At 66.2% G+C, this 24,026-nt stretch carries 22 protein-coding genes and 1 pseudogene; 19 read left to right on the top strand and 4 right to left on the bottom strand.

Going from position 1 to position 24,026, the window contains the following annotated elements:
* Together RM50_RS20645 and RM50_RS08980 are read left to right on the top strand one after the other, a co-directional pair.
* A pseudogene (locus RM50_RS20645) lies at positions 1-157 on the top strand (bifunctional D-altronate/D-mannonate dehydratase); the annotation flags it as partial.
* Between the two features lie 47 nt (positions 158-204).
* Complete coding sequence (locus RM50_RS08980) at positions 205-1,029, top strand: class I SAM-dependent methyltransferase (RefSeq protein ID WP_043451971.1); 825 nt, start codon at positions 205-207, stop codon at positions 1,027-1,029.
* A 60-nt stretch (positions 1,030-1,089) separates the two neighbouring features.
* Here the strand turns inward: RM50_RS08980 and RM50_RS21265 are convergent, their stop codons facing one another.
* Together RM50_RS21265 and RM50_RS08975 are read right to left on the bottom strand one after the other, a co-directional pair.
* Positions 1,090-1,785, bottom strand: a complete 696-nt coding sequence (locus RM50_RS21265; RefSeq protein ID WP_082007022.1) for a PASTA domain-containing protein — start codon at positions 1,783-1,785, stop codon at positions 1,090-1,092.
* 86 nt (positions 1,786-1,871) lie between these two features.
* On the bottom strand, positions 1,872-2,738 hold the full coding sequence (locus RM50_RS08975; RefSeq protein WP_052260087.1) for a GntR family transcriptional regulator: 867 nt from the start codon (positions 2,736-2,738) through the stop codon (positions 1,872-1,874).
* 274 nt (positions 2,739-3,012) lie between these two features.
* Here RM50_RS08975 and RM50_RS08970 point away from each other — a divergent pair, with 274 nt between their 5' ends.
* From RM50_RS08970 to RM50_RS08940, 7 genes are all read left to right on the top strand, one after another.
* Positions 3,013-4,278, top strand: coding sequence for a RuBisCO large subunit C-terminal-like domain-containing protein (locus RM50_RS08970; protein WP_043451970.1), 1,266 nt, complete (start codon positions 3,013-3,015; stop codon positions 4,276-4,278).
* Position 4,279: 1 nt separating this feature from the next.
* Positions 4,280-5,578 carry a four-carbon acid sugar kinase family protein gene (locus tag RM50_RS08965; RefSeq protein WP_043451969.1) on the top strand — a complete coding sequence of 433 codons (1,299 nt, stop codon included), beginning with the start codon at positions 4,280-4,282 and terminating at the stop codon, positions 5,576-5,578.
* A 51-nt stretch (positions 5,579-5,629) separates the two neighbouring features.
* Complete coding sequence (locus tag RM50_RS08960) at positions 5,630-6,673, top strand: zinc-dependent alcohol dehydrogenase (RefSeq protein ID WP_043451967.1); 1,044 nt, start codon at positions 5,630-5,632, stop codon at positions 6,671-6,673.
* A gap of 74 nt (positions 6,674-6,747) precedes the next feature.
* Positions 6,748-7,785, top strand: a complete 1,038-nt coding sequence (locus RM50_RS08955) for a 2-keto-3-deoxygluconate permease (protein ID WP_043451966.1) — start codon at positions 6,748-6,750, stop codon at positions 7,783-7,785.
* 108 nt (positions 7,786-7,893) lie between these two features.
* Positions 7,894-8,145 carry a hypothetical protein gene (locus RM50_RS08950; RefSeq protein WP_052260085.1) on the top strand — a complete coding sequence of 84 codons (252 nt, stop codon included), beginning with the start codon at positions 7,894-7,896 and terminating at the stop codon, positions 8,143-8,145.
* A 237-nt stretch (positions 8,146-8,382) separates the two neighbouring features.
* On the top strand, positions 8,383-9,396 hold the full coding sequence (locus tag RM50_RS08945; RefSeq protein WP_043451965.1) for a LysM peptidoglycan-binding domain-containing protein: 1,014 nt from the start codon (positions 8,383-8,385) through the stop codon (positions 9,394-9,396).
* Between the two features lie 121 nt (positions 9,397-9,517).
* A complete protein-coding gene (locus RM50_RS08940) occupies positions 9,518-10,450 on the top strand; it encodes a hypothetical protein (RefSeq protein ID WP_043451963.1) in 933 nt (310 codons plus the stop codon).
* A 137-nt stretch (positions 10,451-10,587) separates the two neighbouring features.
* On the opposite strand, the gene RM50_RS08935 is transcribed toward RM50_RS08940, so the two are convergent.
* On the bottom strand, positions 10,588-11,055 hold the full coding sequence (locus tag RM50_RS08935; protein WP_043451961.1) for a MarR family winged helix-turn-helix transcriptional regulator: 468 nt from the start codon (positions 11,053-11,055) through the stop codon (positions 10,588-10,590).
* A gap of 135 nt (positions 11,056-11,190) precedes the next feature.
* Between RM50_RS08935 and RM50_RS08930 the strand changes: the two genes are divergently transcribed.
* The 9 genes from RM50_RS08930 to RM50_RS08890 all read left to right on the top strand — a co-directional run bounded on the left by RM50_RS08930 (position 11,191) and on the right by RM50_RS08890 (position 22,021).
* Positions 11,191-12,132 carry an SDR family NAD(P)-dependent oxidoreductase gene (locus RM50_RS08930; protein WP_043451958.1) on the top strand — a complete coding sequence of 314 codons (942 nt, stop codon included), beginning with the start codon at positions 11,191-11,193 and terminating at the stop codon, positions 12,130-12,132.
* Between the two features lie 2 nt (positions 12,133-12,134).
* Positions 12,135-13,025, top strand: coding sequence for an amidohydrolase family protein (locus RM50_RS08925; RefSeq protein WP_043451957.1), 891 nt, complete (start codon positions 12,135-12,137; stop codon positions 13,023-13,025).
* Between the two features lies 1 nt (position 13,026).
* Positions 13,027-14,253, top strand: coding sequence for an acyl-CoA dehydrogenase family protein (locus tag RM50_RS08920; RefSeq protein WP_043451979.1), 1,227 nt, complete (start codon positions 13,027-13,029; stop codon positions 14,251-14,253).
* Between the two features lie 52 nt (positions 14,254-14,305).
* On the top strand, positions 14,306-14,761 hold the full coding sequence (locus RM50_RS08915) for a MaoC family dehydratase (protein ID WP_043451954.1): 456 nt from the start codon (positions 14,306-14,308) through the stop codon (positions 14,759-14,761).
* Positions 14,762-14,932: 171 nt separating this feature from the next.
* On the top strand, positions 14,933-16,258 hold the full coding sequence (locus tag RM50_RS08910; RefSeq protein WP_043451952.1) for an MFS transporter: 1,326 nt from the start codon (positions 14,933-14,935) through the stop codon (positions 16,256-16,258).
* A gap of 7 nt (positions 16,259-16,265) precedes the next feature.
* Complete coding sequence (gene menE / locus RM50_RS08905) at positions 16,266-17,840, top strand: o-succinylbenzoate--CoA ligase (protein ID WP_043451950.1); 1,575 nt, start codon at positions 16,266-16,268, stop codon at positions 17,838-17,840.
* 110 nt (positions 17,841-17,950) lie between these two features.
* On the top strand, positions 17,951-18,949 hold the full coding sequence (locus RM50_RS08900; protein WP_043451949.1) for a bile acid:sodium symporter family protein: 999 nt from the start codon (positions 17,951-17,953) through the stop codon (positions 18,947-18,949).
* A 127-nt stretch (positions 18,950-19,076) separates the two neighbouring features.
* The gene (locus RM50_RS08895; RefSeq protein WP_043451947.1) at positions 19,077-21,542 is read left to right on the top strand and encodes a molybdopterin oxidoreductase family protein; all 2,466 of its coding nucleotides are present in this window, start codon (positions 19,077-19,079) and stop codon (positions 21,540-21,542) included.
* A complete protein-coding gene (locus RM50_RS08890; RefSeq protein ID WP_043451945.1) occupies positions 21,539-22,021 on the top strand; it encodes a hypothetical protein in 483 nt (160 codons plus the stop codon). The genes RM50_RS08895 and RM50_RS08890 overlap by 4 nt, the downstream gene beginning before the upstream one ends.
* A gap of 15 nt (positions 22,022-22,036) precedes the next feature.
* On the opposite strand, the gene RM50_RS08885 is transcribed toward RM50_RS08890, so the two are convergent.
* Positions 22,037-22,792, bottom strand: coding sequence for a MerR family transcriptional regulator (locus RM50_RS08885; protein ID WP_043451943.1), 756 nt, complete (start codon positions 22,790-22,792; stop codon positions 22,037-22,039).
* Positions 22,793-23,021: 229 nt separating this feature from the next.
* On the opposite strand from RM50_RS08885, the gene RM50_RS08880 reads away from it, so the two are divergent.
* Positions 23,022-24,017, top strand: a complete 996-nt coding sequence (locus RM50_RS08880) for an alpha/beta hydrolase (RefSeq protein WP_043451978.1) — start codon at positions 23,022-23,024, stop codon at positions 24,015-24,017.
* Positions 24,018-24,026 lie beyond the last annotated feature (9 nt).

Raw genomic sequence — 24,026 nt, 5'->3', positions numbered from 1 at the left:
CGAGCAGTCCATGACGTTCGTCGACGGGTACCTGCACCCGGGTGATAAGCCGGGTATCGGCGTCGAATTCAACGAAGAAGCCGCCGCAGCCTACCCGTACCAGCAGGCCTACCTGCCCTACAACCGCCTGGTCGACGGCACCGTCCACGACTGGTAATCGCGCTTCCCGTTGACCCCACGGCCACCCGGTGTGAGGATGGCGCAATGAACCAGGTCTCCGCCTTCTACACAGGGCCCGGCGAACTTTTGGCGGCCATCGGTTCTGCCCTGGACGCGGCCGGTGTGGACCGTACGACGCTGCGGCCTGCCGATCTCGCAGCTGTTGACGAGTTCCACATCCGTGGCCGAAGGGCCACCTTGGAAATCATCGAAGCACTCGCCCTCACCGCAGATTCCCATGTGCTCGACCTTGGCAGCGGATTGGGAGGCCCCGCACGGACGCTCGCCGAGGTGACCGGGTGTACCGTGACAGGGATCGACCTCACGCCTGAATTCTGCGAGGTAGCGACGGCGTTCTCGGAGTGGACAGGCCTGTCCGGCCGCACCAGCTTCCAGGTCGGCGACGCAACAGCCACCGGGCTTGCCGACGCCTCCATGGATGCGGCGCTGACCATGCATGTGGCCATGAATATCGCGGACAAGCACGCGCTGTACGCAGAAGCCTTCCGTGTCCTGCGTCCGGGCGGCCGGTTCGTGGTTTACGACGTCCTCCAGGGTGAAGGCGGCGACGTGCACTACCCGGTGCCGTGGGCCAATGACTCTACGACAAGCTTTCCCGTGACCCTGGACGAGATGCGCGAACTCCTCCCGCGGGCAGGTTTTGATGTCGTCTCCGAAGCCGACTCGTCGGCTGAAAGCCTCGCCTGGTTCCAGAAGATGCTCGCCAAAATTCAACGGGAGGGGCCGCCACCGGTTACCTTCGCGACGTTCCTCGGCAGCAGTTACGCGCAGATGACTGCCAACCAGGTGGCCAACCTCACCGAGCGGCGCATCAGGACCGTCATGTTCGTGTGCTCGAAGCCGTCCTGATTGTCATAGCCACCCCCGGAGCCCCTGTCGTGCACAGATTTGGAGGTTCCCCATCCCGTTTCAGTTCCCGCTTGACGCGTCGCTGGCAGGTTCTTCCCGCATTGCCCGCAGGCTCCGCGGCCCCGGGGACGGTCGCCGCGGCTCACGGTCGCCCGCCGTGCCGCCCCTGCCCAACCACAGGGTAACCGGCGATCCTATGGGCACGCTCGCTCCCGATTCCGGACTCTGGTCGGTGACCACGCCGCTGGGCCAACCGGACGCATCGTCAGGCAGGCCGTCCGGATCGGGTCCGATCGCGACGAGTTTGCTGTCCACCAGGACGGTCCGAGCTGAATCGAGGGATAAACCGACGACATTCGGTACCGTGACGTTTGACTCCCTGCGCCTTCCTCCCGCTGCAGGCGCCACTAACCCGGCGGCCGCAGCTTCCACGGAGCGGGCCGACGGCGTGTCAACGGCAGGCACAACGACTCCCGTTGGAACCGCCTCGTCTAAATCCCGCCAGCGTTCCCACGCCGATTGCCGCGCAATCCCCAACCGGGCGGCGACTTCTGCCCACGACGAGCCTTGGCGACGTGCCGCCTGAACGGCCGCCAGCTCCGCTTGATCCAGCAGATACCGCAACTGCCGGATGTCACTGAGCGCACCCAGGGCTTCTGCACTGCCCGGCGGGGCGTCGCGGGCATCGCCGAACCATGCGCGCAGGCGCTCCCACGCGGTTCGGCCCTCGCCCCATGGATCCCGTTGCGCACCCATGATGTCAGGATATCCTGACGAGCCTGCGGCGTCGATGGGTCTGGGACATGGGCAGGCGGCTCGGGGTTTCGCTTTCCGTGGAGGCTTTAGCGTGCCCCCCGTTCGAGGTCGGCCAGTTCTGATTCGAGTTGCTGGGTCAGGTTACGCAGTCGGCTGATGTGCTCTTGGGAGACGCGTCCTGGCTGGCTGGTGACCTGTGCGTCGACGTCGAAGACGGTGTTGGGGCTGTGCCATACGTTGAACCATTCGAGACCGTGGCCCAGCGCGTCGCGGGTGACGCCTTGGAGCAGGAGCAGGGGTTCGCGGGTGGTGATGTTCAGCCTTCGTGCCAGGTCGGAATCTGCGGATACGGCCTGCACCTGGCGGGGTCCACCGGCGGGGTGGTAGCCGTGGTCGCGCATCAGGCTGAGGAGTGAGGCGTTTTCGAGCAGTTCCGCGGTGAAGTGGGGGAAGAAGTCGCGCGGGACCCAGGTGCGCATGAAGGCGACGGGTAGGTCGTCGAGGTAGCGGACCCGCTCAATCTTCCAGGTGTTGGTGGTGTTGAGCGCCTCGATGCCTGCCTGGGGCGGTTCGGAGGGTTCCACGCTGAGGACATGGGTGCGCAGGCGCTGGCCGTGCGCGGCCGCCTGCTCGTCGAGGCCGCCGGCGCGCTGAACGTGACGTCGAAGGACGGGCGTTGCGGCCACCACGCTGCCACGGCCGCGCTGGCGCCGGATGAGGCCGAGGTCGGCGAGGCCTGACAGGGCCTGGCGTACGACACTGCGGGAGACCCCGAATTGCCTTTGCAGTTCCTCTTCGGTGGGCAGGGAGGCACCCGGGGGCAGCGCCAGGTCCACGATCTGCCGGTGCAGGATGTCCCGGATTTGTGCGTGGAGAGGACCCCCCGCTTCACGGTTCAGTCCGGTGCTGCGTCCTGCCGGTCCCGACGCTGGTTCTGCTGGTTCCAAACTCACGCTAACTCCTCTGCCGCTGTGGAAATCTTAGCCCTCCCGCCCGAAGTCCCAGCCCTTCGACGGGAACTGCCGGTCTTGACGTGATCCGCACCACCTATTATTGTACGTATCAAAGGTACGTACAACTTCAGGATTGGTTATCACGGAAGATGCCAAGGATACGAAGTGCGAGTCACCTGCTTGAGCCCGCATTGGTGCGTGAGCGACGTGAGAGTACCTGCAGGTGACAGTCGGATACGTGAGTTTCAAACCCCCGTTGAATTGGAGAGTCCCCATGCGCGACCCGCGCTCGGTGCGTTGCACCTATTACCTTGAATCTGAGATCGAGCCGGAGAAGGCTGCCGCCATCATGGCCGGTGAGCAGTCCAGCGGCACGTTCCTCCCGGTGCCCGGCGAATCAGCCCGGATCCGGGAACGGCACGCCGCCCGGATATCGGATGTCCAGGAACTGGGCTTTTGCCGGCCTTCACTGCCGTCCCGGTCCAACCCGGAAAAAGTCCGTGCCGCCTTGGTGACCGTTGACTTCCCGATGGAGAATGTCGGCACCGATCTGGCCACCCTGCAGACGGCGATCGCAGGAAATCTCTTCGAGCTGGGCGACTTGTACGCCTGCCGGCTCCAGGACATGCAGCTGCCCGGGGACTTCATCGCCGCCCACCCCGGCCCCGCCTTCGGCATCGGGGGGACGCGCAAACTCATCAGCGACGTTCAGGGAGTCATGGTCGGCACCATCGTCAAACCCAATGTCGGGCTCTCGGAAGAAGAGTTCCGGCTGGTCGTCCGGGATCTGGCGATGGCGTCCATTGACCTGATCAAGGACGACGAGCTGATGACTGATCCGGCGTACCTGCCGCTGGAACGCCGGGTCGCGGTCGCCACCGAGGAAATCCGTGCCGCAGAGCAAGTCACGGGCCACTCGACGATGTATGCCTTCAACATCACCGGCGACCTTGCCGGGCTGCGCAAACGCCACGACCTGGTTGTTCAGGCTGGTGGCCGCTGCGTGATGTTGAACATCCCGGTGATGGGGCTCCCGGCGCTGGCGTTGCTCCGCAGCTTCGCGGAGGTCCCGATCCACGGCCACCGCGCGGGCCTCGCCGCCTCCATGCGGTCCAAGGCCCTGGGCATCGACTACCGCGTCTGGCAGCAGATGGCCCGCCTTGCCGGTGCCGACCACCTGCACGCTTCCGGTCTGGGCAGTAAGTTCTACGAACTTGATGAAGAGGTTGCGGCCAACATCCGCAGCCTGCTCGAACCTCTCGGCCAGACCGTTACGCCGCTGCCCGTGTTGTCCTCCGGCCAGAACGTCACCACCCCCGGGCCCACATTCGACGCGGTGGGTTCCACCGACCTGATGATGCTGGCCGGCGGCGGGGTCGCAGCCCACCCCGATGGACCCGGCGCCGGTGTGCGCAGCCTGCGCCAGGCGTGGGATGCAGCGGTTGACGGTGTCCCGCTGCTGACTGCAGCCAGCAAACAGGCGGAAACTGGAGATGACGCCCTGCTGCACGCAGTCCAGACTTTCGGGAAGGGTGCCTGACATGCCAGCATTCGGTTTCGTCGCCGACGACCTCACCGGAGCCGCCGACGTCCTGGCCCAGTCCCACCGCTACGGCCTGGAAGCTGCCCTGGTCATCGGGGACGCGCCGCTGCCCACGGACACCGACGTCGTCGGGTTCGCAGGTCCGGCACGGTCCCTGTCCGGGGCAGCGTTCGACACCCTGGTCACCCGTGACCTTGCCGGCATAGCGGCCCTGAACCTCGACGTGCTGCTGTACAAGGTCTGCTCCACGTTCGACAGCTCCACCACTGTGGGAAGCATCGGGCGGGGGATCCAGCTGCTCCATGAGCAGTTCCCCCTGCACGGCCCCATACCCGTGGTGCCCGCCCAGCCGGGCTTCGGCCGTTACACAGCCTTCAGCAACCACTACGCCACCTACGCCGGAAAAACCTACCGGCTGGACCGCCACCCGGTCATGTCACGGCACCCGTCCACCCCCATGTCCGAGGCGGACCTCCGCGAGGTCCTGGCCGAACAGCTCGGCGGCACCGAGGTACCCGGGGCCATCCACCTGCCGGCCTATGAGGACGGCACCTTTAAGGACGCCTGGGCTGACCGGCGCCGGGAACCCGGAGCGCAGGCCTACGTCGTCGATGCCGTGGACGAACACCAGATGGACGCAATAGCAGAAGCCCTTACCCGGGAAGAACACGGCCACGGCCCATCCATCGTCGTCGGATCCGGCGGCATCATGGCAGCCCTGGCACGCTCCATCTCGGACCAGGCACCCCGTACCCCCGGGCCGCAGCACCCGTCCGGACCGGTGCTGGCCGTCAGCGCTTCAGCCTCCAGCACCACGGCGGAACAAATCAACGACGCCATCTCCAATGGCTGGGAGGATGTTCCCGTACCGGCCGAACTGCTGCAGCGCGATGACAGCACGCTCGTGGCAGCCCTCGACGAACAGGTTTCCGCTGCCCTCCGGGCAGGCAGGAACGTGGTCGTGCACACCACGAGGGGTTCGGCTGATCCCCGCTACGGCACAGCTAAACCGGTGGATGCGGGCTATGTCGGCACGCTCATCGGCGGCATCGCCGCCAGGATGGCGAACGCCGGGCTGACCCGTGACGTCGCCGTCTGCGGCGGCGATACCTCCAGCCATGCACTCATCGCCATGGGCGTCCGCCAACTCCGGGTGTCGGACCAGTTCGTCACCGCAGGCCCAATCCTGAAAACCGACGGCGCCTCCGCCGTCGCAGGGTGCAGGCTGCTGCTCAAAGGCGGACAGGTCGGCCCTACCGATATCCTGCGCCGCTTCGCCGGCCAACTCCCCGGCTGACTCCCGGCAATTCCCTCCACGCATCACCAGAACCAACGAAAGGCGGCCCCCATGCGGGCAGTAGTCAAGAATGCAGCCGAGCGGGGCGTCACCTACGTCACCGACGCAGGCGACCCCAAAGCAACAGAAGGTTCCGTCGTCATCGAAGTCGGCGCGGCCTCCCTGTGCGGCACGGACCGTGAACTCTACGAATGGACCCCCTCAGCACAGGCGTTCAACCTCAACCTCCCGGTCATCCTCGGCCACGAAGGCGCAGGAACCATCGTCGAAGTCGGTCCCGGCGTCACCGGACTCAAGGTCGGCGACCAGGTCGCCCTCGAAAGCCACCTGACCTGCGGCCAGTGTTTCCCCTGCCGCACCGGCGACGCACACACCTGCGAACGTACCGGCATCCTCGGGATGCACATCGACGGCGTCTTCGCCGAGTACGCCTCCGTCCCCCAGGACATCTGCGTCAAGCTCCCCACCGGCCTGTCCCTCGAATCCGGCGCGCTGCTCGAAGCCGCAGGCGTCGCCGTGCACGCCATCCAGCGCGCCAACTACTCCGTCGCGGGCCGGGCCGTGCTCGTCAGCGGCGCCGGCCCGGTCGGACTCGTCGTCGTCAACCTGGCCCTGCTCATGGGCGCCAGCCACGTCATCGCCGTCGATCCCAACCCCTACCGGAGGGCCCAAGCCGAGAAACTCGGTGCGACCGCCCTGCACCCCAATGACGGCATCGTGGAGCGGTGCCGCGAACTGACCGGCCGCCGGGGAGGCTTCGACGTGGCCTTCGAATGCTCCGGCGCCCCCGGCACCCTGGCAACCCTCTTCGAAGCCGTCCGCCGCGAAGCCACCGTCATCACCGTCGGACACCCCAGCCGCCCCGCCGAAGTCGATATCGCCGCCTACATCAACAAAAAGGGCATCACCCTGCGCGGCATCTTCGGGCGCAGGCTCTGGGAAACCTGGGAACAAAGCCTCCTGCTCCTCGATTCCGGGAAGCTGGAACTGGACTGGCTCATCACCCACCGCAAGAAGCTCAGCGACATCGACGAAGCCGTCGAACTGCTCACCGCAGACGCCTGCAAAGTCCTGCTCATCCCGGGCCTGGCCTAAACACACCCCCACCGCGCGCACACCCCCCCGAACGCGCGGACCAAGCACACCCCAGCCATCCACAGGAGAAATCAATGTCGATTCCCATCAAGAAAGCCCTGGAAAAAGTTCCTGGCGGCATGATGCTGGTGCCCCTTGGCATCGGCGCCGTCATCCACACCCTCGCCCCGGACGCCGGAAAATTCTTCGGATCCTTCACCGGCGCATTCTTCACCGGCCTGGCACCACTCCTGGCCGTGTTCTTCGTCTGCCTCGGCGCAACACTCGAAGTGAAATCCACGCCTTACATCCTGAAAAAGGGCGGTGTGCTGCTCGGTTCCAAAATCCTCTTCGCCATCCTGATCGGCGTCATCGCCGGACGCTTCCTCGGCGAAGCACCCATCGACTCAGGGATCCTCGCCGGACTCTCAACCCTCGCACTGGTCGCCGCACTCAACGACACCAACGGCGGCCTCTACATCTCCCTCATGGGCCAGTACGGCCGCAAACGCGACGCCGGCGCCTACTCGATCCTGTCCCTGGAATCAGGCCCCTTCCTGACCATGGTCACCCTCGGCATCGCCGGGCTGTCCGCCTTCCCCTGGCAGGCACTCGTCGGCGCCATCCTCCCGCTGGCACTGGGCATGCTCCTGGGAAACCTGGACAAAAACATGCGTAATCTTCTGGCCCCGCTGGTCCCAGCAATGGTGCCGTTCCTCGGCCTGGCCCTCGGCCTGACCATCAACCTCAACGCAGTCGTCGAGGCAGGACTGCTCGGCATCGTCCTCGGCCTGTTCGTAGTCTTCGTCGGCGGCGCCGTGCTGCTGCTCGCCGACAAACTTACGGGCGGCGACGGCGTCGCCGGCCTTGCCGCAGCAACCACGGCAGGCAACGCCGCCCTCGTCCCGGCCATCATCGCCACAGCCAACCCCGTCTACGCCCCAGCCGCCGACCACGCCACCGTCCTGGTCGCAGCATCGGTCGTCGTCTCCGCAGTACTTTGCCCGATCGTGACCTCGGCATGGGCCCGCAGGGTGCAGAAGAAAGAGGGGCTGGCGGGCGCAGCAGATAAATCGTCCGAGCAGGAGGCGCCTGCCCCCAAGCATGCAGGCAGTACTCCGGAACTCACATAGCAGTACCAAAAGAAGAGGGCGGGGCGTGCACAACAGTGCCCGCCCCGCCCTGCCCCTATCCACCCGGACCCGGGGGCCGGACGCAGCATCAAGGCAGTAAGGAACACCATGTATGCAGACACCCAGTTGGTGAACGCTTTATTCCCTGAACCCCAGACCCGCCGGCTCGATTATCGACACTGGATTCACCTCTACCCGGGCGACAGGATGATCGTCAAACAACCCGGCTGCCCACCAGAATGGGGCACCGTCGACGACATCGCCGAAGATGCCTCATACTTCTGGGTCTGGCTTGACGGCCACAACAGAATCCTCATCTCCCACGGCGACGGCACCACCATCCACAAGATCCTCACCTGAGTTGTTCATTTGCAGAATCAACCAGACCGCCAGGTCCCGGCGATTTCAGGCACTTGGGTTATGGCAGAGGGAATCAGCTGTTCCGAATGGGATCCCTTTCCGGACGCGACGCCGCACTGCGGCTCACAATTCATCCACTAGGCTCGCTTTTGGTCCGTTGTGGGCTTGGACCCGGCTACGCCGGACTTATTGGGGGGCAGATCCATGGTGGGAACTGGCAGTACATCAAGAAGGGCGATGGGCCTGTCCCTGGTCCTGCCGGCGCTGGTTGTTGTGCTGTCGCTGGGACTGGCTGGGTGCACTTACGAGGGTGCTCCAACGCAAGCGGAACCGGCTGCCGTCCAGGCCACCCACGCTGCAGTTGCGTCTTCCGCCGCGAAGCCGCCCCTGGGTGGCGAAACTGTGCGGGACTCGTTTGGCAACGCGGACTTCTACACCACCGTTCCGGGAGACACCCTTTTGACTGTGGCGGCGGCGTACAAGTTATCCGAGGCTAAGGTCGCCGGTTTCAACGGACTCCAGCCCGGCACTCCCCTTGCTGCGGGCACACGGCTGCGGCTGATTCCGGGCGGTCCCATCCCGGGCGCGAGCGGCGCTGCCGTGGTTGACGCAAACGGCATTCCAACGGGTTACACAATCGAGCCCGAGGACAGCCTGGCTGGCATCACCTATCGGTTCAACCTGACGGATGAGCAGTTGGCGGAAGCCAACAAGGTCGCGTTCACGTACGAGAAGGGGAACGTCTACTTTATCCGGGCGGGCAACCACATCCAGCTCCAGAAAAACCCTGTTGATAGCAGATCCGGCCGAGGAACGAGTGTTAACAATTCCTTCGGCCAGACGGTCTTCTACACCACGGTCGAGGGCGACTCATTCGACAGCCTCGGATACAAATTCCGCTGCACTACCGACCAGTTGCTCCGGTGGAATCAGACCCTGACCGCTGATCGGCCCATCCCCGTAGGCACCAAGATCAGGCTCATGCCCGGTGAAGTCACGATCGACGGTGCACACGGTACCTTCACCACCGACGCCGACGGAATTCCCCTGACCTACACCACGGCAACCGGGGACACAGAGCGCCAGATCGCCTTCCGCTTCGGGATCCCCGAGATCGCGGATCTGGGATGGGCGAACCGACCACTCACCGGTACCAGCACCGTCTGGTACACCTTCACCGATCTGTCCTCCGGAGAGCTGGCGCCGGGCCAAACCATCAGCCTGAACCTGACCAAACCCATCCATCAATGAGGCCAAGAAACGGGCCACGAACCTTTTCGACGCTGACGTGTGCGGCCAAGGAAGTACCGGAAACCCCCGGAACAGCCATTGCCGACCGGCATTAATGGACCGTCCCAATGAAAGTGAACTTGTGGGTATCTTCAAGAGAAAACCTCCGGAAGCAAAGATAAATGATTCCGACCTGACATTCTTCACAGGTTCCGAGGCCAATGATTTCCGGGCCATCGCGCGCGAAGTCTTCGCCGGGATGGGACTGGAGGTCCACGTTCACGCTGGTCATGCTGTCGATGACTCGGGACGGGAGTTTGGCTTTTGGAACGTAGCTGTCGCCTGTAGTGAGCAGCCGCAGTCCAAGTGGCGAGACGTAATCCGCGACCACCTTCAACGTGTCCTGGCCAGCTTCGAAGCGCCCGATCCCTTCGACGTCATGACACCCTCAGAGGTATTGAAGCGGACCTTTGCGCGCCTTTACGACGAGGCGAGCATCCCAGGGATCGAAAGCTACCCACATAGGGAAATCGCGCCCGGCATCGTTCAGATGCTTGCCTTGGACCTCCCGGAGACCGTTGCCGTTTTCAACCATGACAATGCGAACAAGTTCGGGGGATGGGAAGCCCTCGGAAGGCAGGGCCTCGAAAACCTCCGCGGGTTGGAACCCGAACAGCTGGAAATCCTCGCTGCACCCGGAGGGGGTACCTTCAATGCCCTCCTGGGTGAGTCCGTTTACACTGCGAGCCGGGCCCTGCTTCTTCCTTCCATGGCGGAAGAACTCACAGGTCAACGCGTTCAAGAGCAGCTCGGGTGGCTTATGAGCATCCCGAACCGGCACCAAGTTCTCTGGCACATCATCGAAGACAACACCGTCATCAATGCGGTTAACGGAATGGCCCGATTCACGGCCCTGGGATACGCCGATGCGGCCGGATCGGTAAGTCCGCACGTCTTCTGGTGGAACGGCACAAGTTACGAACAGCTCACCCACCTCCGCGAGGACGGCGGCCTGGCGGTCCACGTCAGTCCAGCCTTTCAGTCTGTCCTGGAATCGGTAGCTGCCGACAGTTAGCGCGTTGCAGAAGGGTCCGCTACGGCACGCGCGTAAAGGGATCCCTTGGAGACGCCTCGCAGCAATTGTTGATGGCCCCGCGCACCAACTCCAGGCTCCGAGTGACGCTGCCGGGAGCAACAAGCGCAGGCGGACGCCTACTCCGCCGCACCCCACAGTGCCTTGCGCAGCAGCCGCTTCAATTCCTGGGACTCATCCTGCGTCAGACCGGCCAGCTGCTTCAGCTCGGCCTCGTCCAGGGCCGCGCGGGCCTTGGTGTGCATCTTCCGGCCCTCGGCGGTGGAGATGATGATCTTTGCCCGCCGGTCCTGCTTCCCTTGCGCCCGCTCCACCAAGCCGCGGCGTTCCAGGTCGTCCACCAGCGTCACCACCTGGCTGGGGTCCAGGCTCAGGAAGTCGGCCAGTTCCCGCTGCGTTGGCTCCAGCCCGCTGCACGCCAGGGTCAGGACGGAAAAGGAGCGCTCCCGCAGGCCGAAATCTGACAGCGCCTTGTTGTTCAGGACCGATCCCGCCGCGTGCAGTTTGGCCAGCAGCAGGCCGACGTCACTTCCGATCTTGGCTGCCGCGAGGCGCGGGGTCTGAACGTCTGTGCCCAAGATGGCCATCACAACTCCGGTACTGGTAAAAAACAATCGTTGACTTTTTCAATGATCCGTATTTTCATTGATCCCAACAAGGATCTCACACCGCCGTGGGATCGACCCCACCGGCTTCGGCCGGCGCATGCGAAGGAGCAGGCCATGAGTTTGAACGGCAAAGTAGCCATCGTTACCGGCAGCGGGCAGGGCCTCGGCCTGGCCTATGCAAGGGAACTGGCGCGCCAGGGCGCCGCCGTCGTCATCAATGATGTCAACGCCGACACCGCCGCGCAGGCGGTGGCCCAGATCGAGGCCGACGGCGGCCGCGCCACCGCCGTGGTGGTCCCGGTGGGAACCACGGACGCCGCCAAGGCGCTGGTGGCCGGCGCCGTGGACGCGTTCGGCGGCCTGGACATCCTGGTCACCAACGCCGGCATCCTCCGCGACAAGTCCCTGCTGAAGATGACGGACGAGGACTTCGACCTGGTGATCAACGTCCACCTCAAGGGCACCTTCACCTGCGTCCGCGAGGCCTACGCCTACTTCAAGGAACACAACGTCCAAGGCCGAATCATCACCATCGGTTCGCCCACCGGCCAGCGCGGCAACTTCGGCCAGACCAACTACGCCGCTGCCAAGGCCGGCATCGTAGGCATGGTCCGCACCTGGGCCCTGGAAATGAAGAAGGCCGGCGTGACGGTCAACAGCGTCATCCCCGTGGCCGCCACCGCCATGACCAAGACCGTGCCATATTTCCAGAAGGCAGTGGAGGCCGACGAGCGGGGCGAGGCCATGCCGTCCTTCTTCCGCCACGACCTGGGCTTTGGAACGGCCGACGACGTCTCCGGCCTGGTTGCCTACCTCGCCTCCGACGAGGCAGCCAACATCACCGGCCAGGCCATCGGCGCCGGCGGTGACCGGCTCCAGGTCTGGACCCACCCGGAAGCGGCCACCACCGAGTACCGTGAGGGCGGCTGGAGCTACGAGGCGCTGCAGGAAAACGCCGGCCGGCTGTTCACCGCCGAAACGCTCCAGAGCTACGGCGAGGAATTCCTCCCGCTGCCGGAGGACCTGAAGCCCGCACAGCCCGCCGAGGCCCGCTGACCATGGCCGACCGCTACGAACTGGGCATCGACCCGGCAAAGCTCGATGCCATCGACATGCACGTCCACCTCGAGGTGGACAGCTGCGGCCACGGCTCCCTGCCGGAGGAACTGACCGAAGCCTCGGCCAAATACTTCAAGGCCGAGGACCGCGCCCCTTCCCTGGACCGCATCGCCGAGGTCTACCGCGAACTGAACATGGCCGCCGTCGTCTTCACCGTGGACGCCCGCACCCAGCTCAAGCACGAGCCCAACAGCATCCCCGAACTCATCGCCGGTGCTGCCCGGAACAATGACGTCCTGATCCCGTTCGGCAGCGTGGACCCGCGCACCGGCGAGGACGCCATCGCCGGCGCCAAGCACCAGGCAATCGAACTCGGCGCCCGCGGCTTCAAGTTCCACCCCTCCCTGCAGGGCTTCGACCCCTCCAGCGAGCGCTTCTACCCGCTCTGGGAAACCCTCCAGGAACTGGGCCTGCCCGCCATCTTCCACACCGGCCAAAACGGCATGGGCGCGGGCCTTCCCGGCGGCTTCGGCATCAAGCTGGCCTACTCCAACCCCCTGCTGCTGGACGCCGTGGCCGCTGACTTCCCCGGCCTGCAGATCATCATGGCCCACCCGTCCGTGCCGTGGCAGGACGAGGCCAACTCCATCGCCACCCATAAGGCCAACGTGTTCATCGACCTTTCCGGCTGGTCGCCCAAGTACTTCCCGGAATCGCTGGTGAAAGGGGCCAACTCCTACCTCCAGGACAAGGTGCTGTTCGGCACCGACTTCCCGCTGATCACCCCGCAAAAGTGGCTCGGCGCGTTCGCGGACCTCCCGCTGAAGGACGAGGTCCGGCCCAAGATCCTCAAGGACAACGCGGTCCGCCTCCTCGGGCTGGGTGGCTGAGATGGCGCTGACGACGGCGGAAGCCGGCCTGGGTGCCCGGCTCTACGAGGCAGCGGACTGGTACGACGCCGAGTCCCTCCTCACACCCGAAGAGCGCCAGGTCCTGTGCCGCCTGCGGTCATTTCTGGACGTGGAAGCCAAACCGCTCCTCGCCGACTACTGGGAACGCGGTGAGTTTCCGGAGCAGCTCGCCCGGCCGCTGATCGACCTCGACCTGATGGAACCTGCCGAACTCACTGGCGCCGCAGGTGCAGAACGCAGTCCGGCCCGCGGAATCTACCAGGGCTTCCGGATCTTCGAGCTTGCCCGCACGGACGCGTCCCTGGCCACCTGGTACACCGCCCAGGCCGGCCTGTTCCGGACAGCCATCCGCGTGGGTGCCTCTCCGGGACAGCAGGCCGAATGGATGCCCAAGGTCATCGACTTCTCGCTCAAAGGCGTTTTCTCCCTGACCGAACCAGAGTCCGGGTCGGACATCGCCGGCGGACTCTCCACCACCGCACGGCGGCAGCCCGACGGCAGCTGGATCCTTGACGGGGCAAAACGCTGGATCGGCGGCGCAGCCACCGCGGACGTCCTCGCAGTATTCGCCCGGGACACCGCGGACGGGCAGGTCAAGGCCTTCCTCGTGGACCGGACGGCCGACGGCGTCACCCTGGAGAAAATCCACGGGAAGACCTCGCTGCGGATGATGCAGAACGCCCACATCACCCTCACCGGTGTCCGCGTCCCCGATGCCATGCGGCTGCACAACGTGAACTCCTTCAAGGACGTAGCCGCGATGCTCCGGGCCATGCGCTCGGACGTCGCCTGGATCGCCACCGGCATCGCAGCCGGTGCCTTCGAGGCCGCCCTCACCTACGTCAATGAACGCCGGCAGTTCGGACGCACCCTCGGGTCCTTCCAGCTGGTCCAGGAGAAACTGGCCCGAATGCTCGGCAACGTCACGGCCAGCCTGTCCCTGGTGGTCAGGCTCACCGAACAGCAGGCCAACGGCATCTACCGCGACCAGGACTCCGCCCTGGCCAAGATGCAAACTTCCCTGTTCATGCGCGACACCGTAGCCCTGGCCCGCGAAGTGGTGGGCGGCAACGGCATCACCCTCGCCACCGACGTCGCCCGCTTCCACGCCGACGCCGAAGCCGTCTACTCCTACGAAGGCACCCACGACATCAACGCCCTCATCATCGGCCGCGCCCTCACCGGCGAAAGCGCGTTCACCCGCTAAAGCCCCTTCATCCCCAAATCTCAAAACCCACACACCAGCCCAGGAGGCAACGATGCCCAATCTCGTGGTCGATTTCGACACCCTGCTCACCCTGTCCGGCAAGGACCTCGGCACCACCGACTACCGCCAGATCACCCAGGACCAGATCAACCAGTTCGCGGACGCCACGGACGACCAACAGTGGATCCACACCGACCCCGAGCGCGCCAAGGACGGCCCGTTCGGCGCCCCGATCGCCCACGGCTTCCTCACGCTGTCCCTGATCATCCCGTTCTGGGGCGAGCTGTTCGACGTCGAAGGCGTCACCACCAAGGTCAACTACGGCCTGGACAAGGTCCGCTTCACCTCACCGGTCACCGTGGGCTCCAAGGTCCGCATGCAGGCCACCATCGCCGACGTGACCGAGGTCAAGGGCGGCGCCCAGATCAAGGTCAACGCCACCATCGAGATCGAAGGCCAGGAACGCCCGGCCGTCGTCGCCGAATTCCTCGCCCGCTTCTACAAATAGGACGCTTCTACAAGTAAGCCGCTTCTGCACGTGGGCCGCTTCTTCACGTAGGCGGCACCACCGGCAGCAACCCTTCACAGCCTCGGCGGCACCCAACGGGCACCGCCTCCCCAGGCAACCCCAAAAACCCGTCCCCCTCCCTACCCCATTCCTCCGTCTTTAGGAACAGCCATGTCAGGACACACCACGCTCGCACCCGCGGGCAATGCCGCCAAGCGCAAGGAAGCGCGCACGGTCATCCTGTCCAGCTATCTGGGCAGCACCATCGAGTTCTACGACTTCCTGCTGTACGCCACCGCCGCAGCCGTGGCCTTCCCCAAGGTCTTCTTCGCCGGCATGGACGACTGGGTGGGCGTCGTCGCAGCCTATGCCACCTTCGCCGCCGGGTACGTGGCCAGGCCGCTGGGCGGGGTGATCTTCGGCCACTTCGGCGACAAGGTGGGCCGCAAGGGCATGCTGATCATCTCCATGGCGGTGATGGGCATCGCCTCCACCCTCATTGGCCTGATTCCCGGTGCCGGCGTCATCGGGCCCTGGGGCGCCGTGATCCTGGTGCTGCTGCGGGTCTGCCAGGGCATTGCCGTCGGCGGGGAATGGGGCGGCGCGGCGCTCATGGCTCTGGAGCACGCCGACCCCAAACGGAGGGGTTTCGCCGCCTCCTTCGTCAACGCCGGCGCCCCCACCGGTGCCGTGCTGGGCACCGTGGTGATGGGCATCTTCTCGGCGCTGCCGCAGGACGCGTTCCTTGCCTGGGGTTGGCGGATTCCGTTCCTGCTGTCCTTCGTGCTCCTGATCGTGGGCATGTTCGTCCGCCTGCGGGTCTCCGAAAGCCCCATCTTCGCCGAGGCAGTGGCCAAGGAAAGCACGCATGGCGCCCAGCGGAAGATTCCGCTGCTCGAGGTGCTGCGCCGGCCCAAGGCCCTGGTCATGATCATGTTCGCCGGCGCCGCCGGGTTCGGCCTGCAGGTGGTCCTGCCCACCTTCTCGGTGACCTACGCCGTCTCCAAGGGCGCCCCGCAGCAGGGCGTCCTCTACGCCTTTGCGGGGGCTTCCGCCATCTCCATCATCTTCGTCCTCCTGGGCGGCCGCCTCTCCGACCGCTTCGGCCGCCGCCCGGTGATGATCGCCGGCCTTGCCCTGTTCATCGCCTACCTCTTCCCAATGTTCGGCATGCTCGGCTCGGGCAACGTGGGGTTGGTTTTCCTGGCCTTCACCGTGGCGCTCATCCTGCACTCCTCCCTCTACGGGCCGCTTGCAGCGTTCGTGTCCGAACAGTTCGGCACCACCTCCCGCTACACCGGCGCCGCCGTGGGCTACCAGCTGGCCACGCTTATCGGTGCCGGCTTCACCCCGGGCATCGTCGCCGGCCTCTACAAGGACTCCGGCCAGAACATCCTCCCCGTGGTGGTGTTCCTTGCCGGCATGGCCCTCGTCTCGATTGTGTTCATCGCCCTGACGCGGGAATCTAAGAACAACGACCTCACCACGGTCCGTTAGGAGAACCATGGACAACAACGGAGTTGGCTCCTGGCTGCACCGCCGGCGCGCAAAATCCGGTGCCAAGACGGCGCTCCTGTCCGGAGCCGGCACAGCCGCCGCCGCCCTCAGCTACGGGGAACTGGCCGAGCGGGCCGACCGCCTGGCCAACGCACTCCGGGACAGGGGAGTGGCCAAGGGGGACCGGGTGGCCTACCTGGGGGAGAACCACCCCTCCTTCGTGGAAACTTTCTTCGCCTGCGGGCTCCTGGGCGCGATCTTCGTGCCGCTCAACACCCGCCTCGCCCCGCCTGAGCTGCAGTTCCAGCTGCAGGATTCGGGCGCCCGGCTCCTGGTCCACGCCGACGCCCTGGGCGCCCTGGCGTCCGCCGCGGTGGCGGACACGGAAGTCAGCCACCGCCTGATCGTAGCGGCCGACGCCGGGACGGAACCTTCCGCCGTGACGTCACCGGCCGCCGTCGAACAGTCCGTCACGGTGGAGCAGTACGGGGAGGCGCTGCAGGCGGCAGCTGCCGAACCCATCGACGTGCCAGTCGGCCATGACGACGGCGCGATGATCCTCTACACCTCGGGAACCACCGGCAAGCCCAAGGGGGCCCTCCTGACGCACGGGAACATCACGTGGAACTGCATCAACACCATCGTGGACATGGACGTGAACCGCAACGATGTGGCGCTGATGATCTCGCCGCTGTTCCACGTGGCGTCGCTGGACATGGGGCTGCTGCCGATGCTGCTGAAGGGCGCCACCGTGGTCCTGGAGGCCAAGTTTGATCCCGCCCGGGTCCTGGAGCTCATCCAGGAACACAGGGTGACCACCCTCAACGGGGTGCCCACCACGTTCCAGATGCTGTGCGAGCATCCCGGCTGGGCCGCGGCCGACCTCAGCTCGCTGGACAAGCTGACCTGCGGCGGCTCCGCCATTCCCCGGCGCGTCCTGGATGCGTACGAGGACCGCGGCATCGGCTTCACCAGCTGCTACGGGATGACCGAATCAGCGCCCGGTGCCACCATGCTGCCCGTTGACCGTTCCCGGGACAAGGCCGGCTCGGCAGGCCTGCCGCACTTCTTCACCGACGTCCGGATCGCCGATCCCCTGGGCGGCGCAACCGCCCCCGGCGAGGTGGGGGAGATCCAGGTCTCCGGGCCCAACGTGATCAAGGAGTACTGGAACCGGCCGGAGGCCACCGCCGCCAGCTATGCCGACTCACGCTGGTTCCGCTCGGGGGACATGGGCTACCGGGACCCGGAAGGCTTCCTGTTCGTCTCGGACCGGCTCAAGGACATGATCATCTCCGGCGGCGAAAACATCTACCCGGCAGAGGTGGAAGCCGTCATCGCGGAACACCCCGCCGTCAGCAGCGCAGCGGTCATCGGTGTCAGCGACGAGAAATGGGGCGAGGTCCCCCAGGCGATCGTGACGCTTCGCGAGGGGGAATCCCTCACCGGTGATGAGCTGCGCAGTTTCCTGGACGGCCGGCTGGCCCGGTACAAAATCCCCAAGTCGCTGGTAGTGATCGACGAGATGCCCCGCACCGCCAGCGGCAAGATCCGCAAGATGGAGCTCCGCAAGCAGGTCTGACGGAGGACATCCCACGGTCCACCTTGCCGGGGGCCGTGGGGGTCCCGCCGTTGTTACCGTTCACGGTCATCAATTGGCGGAATCCTATAGGACAGTGCCACCATAATTGGATGCTTGAGGCAACTAAACCCCACAATTCCCCGGACGGGACCCCCGTCAACCCTGCGCTCGAAGCGGAAAGCAGGATCGCCCGCGTCGCCGTGACGGTGTTCCCCATCCTCGTGGTGGTGGCAGGAGTTATCGGCTTCCTGCTTCCAGGCGTCTTCAAGCCCATCGCGCCGAGTGTGCCCTACCTGCTGGGCATCATCATGTTTTGCATGGGACTGACCCTGACGCCGCCGGACTTTGCTGCGGTGGCCAAGCGGCCATGGGCGGTGGCGCTGGGAATCGTTGCCCACTACATCATCATGCCCGGCGCCGGCTGGCTGATTGCCGGTGCCCTGAACCTCGAGCCCGAGCTCGCCGTCGGCGTCATCCTGGTGGGATGCGCCCCGTCCGGAACCGCCTCCAACGTGATGGCGTTCCTGGCCAAGGGCGACGTTGCGCTCTCGGTGGCGGTAGCGTCCGTTTCCACCCTGATCGCCCCGATCGTCACCCCGTTGCTGGTCCTGTTCCTGGCCGGCTCCTACCTCCAGATCGACGCCGCCGGCATGGTCCTGGACATCGTCAAGACCGTGCTGCTGCCGGTGGTCGCCGGCCTGCTTGCCCGGCTGTTCCTCAAGAAGCTCGTGGCCAAGGTGCTGCCCGCGCTGCCGTGGGCCTCCGCCGTCGTGATTTCCCTGATCGTGGCCATCGTGGTGGCCGGCAGCGCCAGCAAGATCATCGGTGCCGGGGCCATCGTGTTCCTCGCCGTCCTGCTGCACAACGGCTTCGGCCTGGGCCTTGGCTACCTGGCCGGGAAGCTGGGGCGCCTGGACGACAAGGCACGCCGTGCCCTTGCCTTTGAAGTCGGGATGCAGAACTCCGGGCTGGCCGCCACCCTGGCCACCGCCCACTTCAGCCCCCTCGCGGCGCTGCCGTCCGCCGTCTTCTCGCTCTGGCACAACGTGTCCGGTGCCATCGTGGCCGCGTGGCTGGCACGCCGGCCACTGCAGGACAAGCAGGCCTGACCGGCACCCTCCAGCGCTCCAACTGGGCGGAACCGGGCCTGTTTCCCCCTCTCTGTTCTGGGTATGGATCCGGTAGGGACAGCGCCGTTTCGACGCTGCCCGCCGGTTCCTGCGAGGAGATGGACAGATGGCCCGGATCGACCGAATAGCTGAACCCTGGGGGACACGGACGCCGTACGGCAGCGGCGGTGACTGGCCCGTCAGGGTGGACACCCACCTGGCCGAGGGGGTAAGCCCGGAGGACGTGGACCGGTGGGTCCAGACGGCATCGCTCCTGCATTCGAACGGCGACGCCATGGACATCGCCGTCAAGGACAACAGGATCGTCGGTGTCCGGGGACGGGCCGTGGACCGGGTGAACCACGGCCGGCTGGGACCGAAAGACCTGTACGGCTGGCAGGCCAACGCCTCCCCGGACCGGCTCACCAAACCCCTCATCCGCGAGGGCGGGAAACTGGTGGAAACGGACTGGGACACCGCCATGCAGCGCATCGTGGACAAGTCCAAGGCGCTGCTGGCGGAGCAGGGCCCCAGCGCCCTGGGCTTCTATACCACCGGCCAGCTCTTCGCCGAGGAGTACTACACCCTGGGCACCGTGGCCCACGGCGGCATCGGCACAAACCATGTGGACGGGAACACCCGGCTGTGCACGGCCACGGCAGGGGAGGCGCTGAAGGAATCCTTTGGCTGCGACGGGCAGCCCGGCTCCTACACCGACGTGGACCACGCCGACGTCATCGCCCTGTACGGGCACAACGTGGCGGAAACCCAGACCGTCCTCTGGACCCGGATGCTGGACCGGCTGGCCGGGCCCAACCCGCCGAAGGTCATCTGCGTGGACCCGCGCATGACCCCCGTGGCCAGGGCCGCCACCGTGCACTTGGCTCCACGGCCCGGCACCAACGTGGCCCTCATGAACGGCATCCTGCACGAAATCATCACCAACGGCTGGGTGGACCAGGAGTACATCCAGGCGCACACGGTGGGGTATTCAGAACTCGAAAAAGAGGTCAAGAACTATCCGCCGGCCCTGGTGGCGGAAATCTGCGGTGTCCCGGCCGAACAGATCCGGGAGGCGGCCGGCATCATCGGCCACGCCGAGCGGCTGCTGTCCACGGTGCTGCAGGGCTTCTACCAGTCCAACCAGGCCACCGCCGCCGCCGTCCAGGTCAACAACATCAACATCATCCGCGGCATGCTAGGCAAGCCCGGCTGCGGCATCCTGCAGATGAATGGCCAGCCCACGGCGGAGAACACCAGGGAATGCGGGGCCGACGGCGACCTTGCCGCCTTCCGGAACTGGTCCAACGATGCCCACATCCAGGACCTCGCCCGTGTGTGGAACGTTGACCCCATGTCTATCCCGCACTACTCGCCGCCCACCCACGTCATGCAAATGATGCGGTACGTGGAGGACGGGTCCATCCGGATGCTCTGGGTCAGCGGCACCAATCCGGCCGTCTCACTGCCGGAACTGGCACGCATCCGCAGCATCCTGGCGCAGGACCGCCTGTTCCTGGTGGTGCAGGACATCTTCCTGTCCGAGACCGCCCAACTGGCCGACGTCGTACTCCCGGCCGCCACCTGGGGCGAAAAGACGGGCACCTTCACCAACGCGGACCGCACCGTCCACCTCTCCGAGAAGGCCGTGGACCCGCCCGGTGAGGCCAAGGCGGACCTGGAGATCTTCATCGACTACGCCCACCGCATGGGCCTGAAGGACAAGGACGGCCAGCCCCTGATCAAGTGGCACGATCCCGAGTCCGCCTTCGAGGCCTGGAAGGAATGCACCCGCGGCCGGCCCTGCGACTACACCGGCATCACCTACGGCAAGCTGCGCGGCGGTTCCGGCATCCAGTGGCCCTGCAACGAGGAGAACCCGGACGGCACCGAGCGGATCTACGCGGACGGGAAGTTCTGGGCGCACCCCGAGTACTGCGAAACCTACGGCCGCGACCTCATCACCGGCGCCCCCGTGGAGCCCACGGAATACAAGGCGCTGAACCCGGAGGGCAAGGCGGTGATCAAGGCCGCCGAATACATGCCGCCGCACGAACTGCCCAGCCAGGACTTCCCGCTCCAGCTCATCACCGGCCGTACGCTCTACCAGTTCCACACCCGCACCAAGACGGGACGGGCCCCGGAGCTCCAGGCGGCCGCGCCTGACGTCTGGGTTGAGTTGTCAGCGGACGACGCCGGCGCGTACGGGATCGCCGAAGGTGACCTTGCCGAGGTGGAGACGCCCCGCGGTTCGGTCCGTGCCAAGGTGCGGATCAGCGGCATCCGGAACGGCGTCCTCTTCCTGCCCTTCCATTACGGCTACTGGGACACGAAGGGCGGACACCAGCCGGACGGGGCCGGGCGGGCAGCGAACGAACTGACCATCACCGACTGGGATGCGGCGTCCAAGCAGCCCATCTTCAAGACGGCGGCAGCCCGCATTACCCGCATTTCCGGTGGCGACGGGCCCTCTTCGGCGCCCACCACCACGGCGTCGGCTCCGGCCGGGGAATTCGCCGAAGGGGCCAGGACCAAGGGAATTTTGAGCGCCCTGGCGGATGAATCCATGGACGCGGCAGGAGGGGCACGATGAAATTCGGGCTGGTACTCGAGGAAATGCACCGGTCCGAAAACGACCTGGCACACCACCTGCTGGTGGTCTCCGAGCGGCACAAGGTGGACCACGAGATCTACCACCTGGCCCGGGACCTGGCGCGCTGGTCGCAGCAGCACGTGCGGGACATCGCGGACATCGCCAAGAACTACGGCCAGGACCTGGACCCGGAGCCGCGCAGCGAAGCAGGACTGATGGAGACCCTCCGGGAGAAGGGCAGCGAGATGGTGGGCCGGCGTCCGGAAACCGGGATGCTGCTGCTGCGGGACCTCCGCGAGCTCTACCTGAAGGCCTGCGGCGTCTCCGCCGACTGGGAGCTGCTGGCCCAGGCCGCACAGGGGATGAAGGACCAAAACTTGCTGGGCCTGGCGCAAAAATGCCATCCCCAGACAATCCGCCAGATGAAGTGGGCCAACGGCAAGCTGAAGGAATCGGCCACCCAGATCCTGGTCAGCTGAACGTCAGGCCCGGGATCACCCGGCGTCCCGGGCCTGCTCCAGGTGTGCCACCAGCGCCTGCATCTGCTGCGCAGTCCAGGGCAGCGCCCTGCTGAGCTCAGCACTGTTCTCCGCCCACATGGCACGCGCGGCCGCCTTGGTGCCCTCGCTGCCATGGAACCGTGAGCCCAGCTCATCCCAGCGGCGCACCAGCTCCCGGGCCTCGGCGCTGGTGGCCTGAACCCCGGCGTCGACCTGGCGCAGGCCCTCCTGAACCAGGCCCGCCCATTGGGTCCGTGATTCATCCACGGCATCCGGGCCCAGCTGCGCCCGCCGCTCGTCCAGCTCCCGGCGCTGGTCCTCTGTGAAGTAGTCCTCAAACATGCTCATCCTTTCCAGTACGGTGATGAAATCGGTGGGGCCGGCCTCCCCGTGATGGTCGATGCGTTCCAGCAGGCGGCCGATTGTCTGTTGGAGCTCCTCCAGCCGGCCGGCCTGGACCCGCAAGGCCTCAAGCTGCCGGAGCAACAGGTCTTTCACGGGCCCCGGGCCGCCGCCGGACCCATCCAGCACGGTCCCGATGTCACCCAGGGGAACCCCCAGGCTGCGCAGGGCGCGGATGCTGTAGAGGCGCTGCAGGTCCTGCTCGGTGTACCGCCGGTGCCCGGCAGGAGTCCGTCCGCTTGCCCGCAGCAGGCCGATGCTGTCGTAGTGGTGCAGCGCCCGGACCGTCACGCCCGTCGCGGCGGCCAGTTCCCCGACGCTCCAGCAGGCGCCCTTTTGGTATTCCATACCGCCAACGGTAGGTCCTGACGCCGCGTCAGGTTCAAGCCCGCCAATGCAGCAATGCCGCCCGCGCAGCTCAGCCTGGTTTCAGGCGGAGTGTGCGCCCGTTCCGAAGTAGTTTCATTCAGTGAAACCTGCGGCGCCACCGGTCCCGCGGATGGACCAAAGTTGAGTGCATGAGCGCGGGCCGCACCGGCCCGCATCCGGCAACGCAGGACAGAACGGCGCGGTACACATGGAGTCAACGACGACGGCACAGCGGATCCTCCGGGGCATCGAGTTCGCGCGGCCCCGGAACGCAGACCCGCTGCTGCTGGACCTCTACCTCCCGGAGGAAACCCGGCCCGGGTCTGCCGCTGGAGAAGGTCCCCAAGGCCGCGGCCTGCCCGCCGTCCTCCACCTCCACGGCGGCGGGTGGCGGACCGGGGAACGGTCCTCGATGGGGCCGGTGGTGGATGGCTTCGGTTTCAACCCCATCGCGCAGTTGGTGGCCGCCGGCTTCGCGGTTGCCTCCGCGGACTACCGGCTGACCACCGCCGCCACCTTCCCGGCCCAACTGGTGGATGCCAAGGAGGCCGTCCGCTGGCTGCGGGCGCACGCGGCAGACCATGGGATCGATCCGGACCGCATCTACGCCTGGGGCGACTCCGCCGGCGGTCACCTCGCCTGCCTCCTTGGCCTGACCGCTGGGTCCACGGCCTTTTCGGAGCACGGCGCCGGGACAAGTCACGACGCCGGCACAAGCCACGACGCCGGCACAAGCCAGGGCGCGGACGAGGCCATGGCTGACGGCCCCGCCTACCGCGCCGCCGGCGACGCCGTTGCCGCGGTGGCGGCCTGGTACCCGCCGACGGACCTGGTCCGGATGGGGGCGCAGGCCCGGCCGGACGCCGTCGCCACCGCCAATGACCCCGGCTCCCGCGAGGCCCTCCTGCTCGGGGCGCAGCCGGCGGAGGCCCCCGCGAAAGCCGCGGCAGCGAGCCCCCTCACCTACGTGCATCCGGACGCGCCGCCCTTCCTCCTCATCCACGGCACAGCGGACCGCTTCGTCCCCGTGGCCCAGTCCGCCAGCCTTGCCGAGGCGCTGGAAGGCGCGGGCATCGACGTCGAACTCCTCCTCCTGCAGGACGCCGACCATATGTGGTCCACGCCGCACGGCGGCAGCGACGCCGCCGTGCAGGCCACCGCGGCAACCATCGATTTCTTCCGCCGCCAGGCGAACCAGCATTGATCTGACGCA

This window comes from Pseudarthrobacter phenanthrenivorans (assembly GCF_000813845.1).
In the GTDB taxonomy this organism is placed as follows: domain Bacteria; phylum Actinomycetota; class Actinomycetes; order Actinomycetales; family Micrococcaceae; genus Arthrobacter; species Arthrobacter phenanthrenivorans_B.
This window is presented reverse-complemented; position numbering and strand designations above follow the sequence as displayed.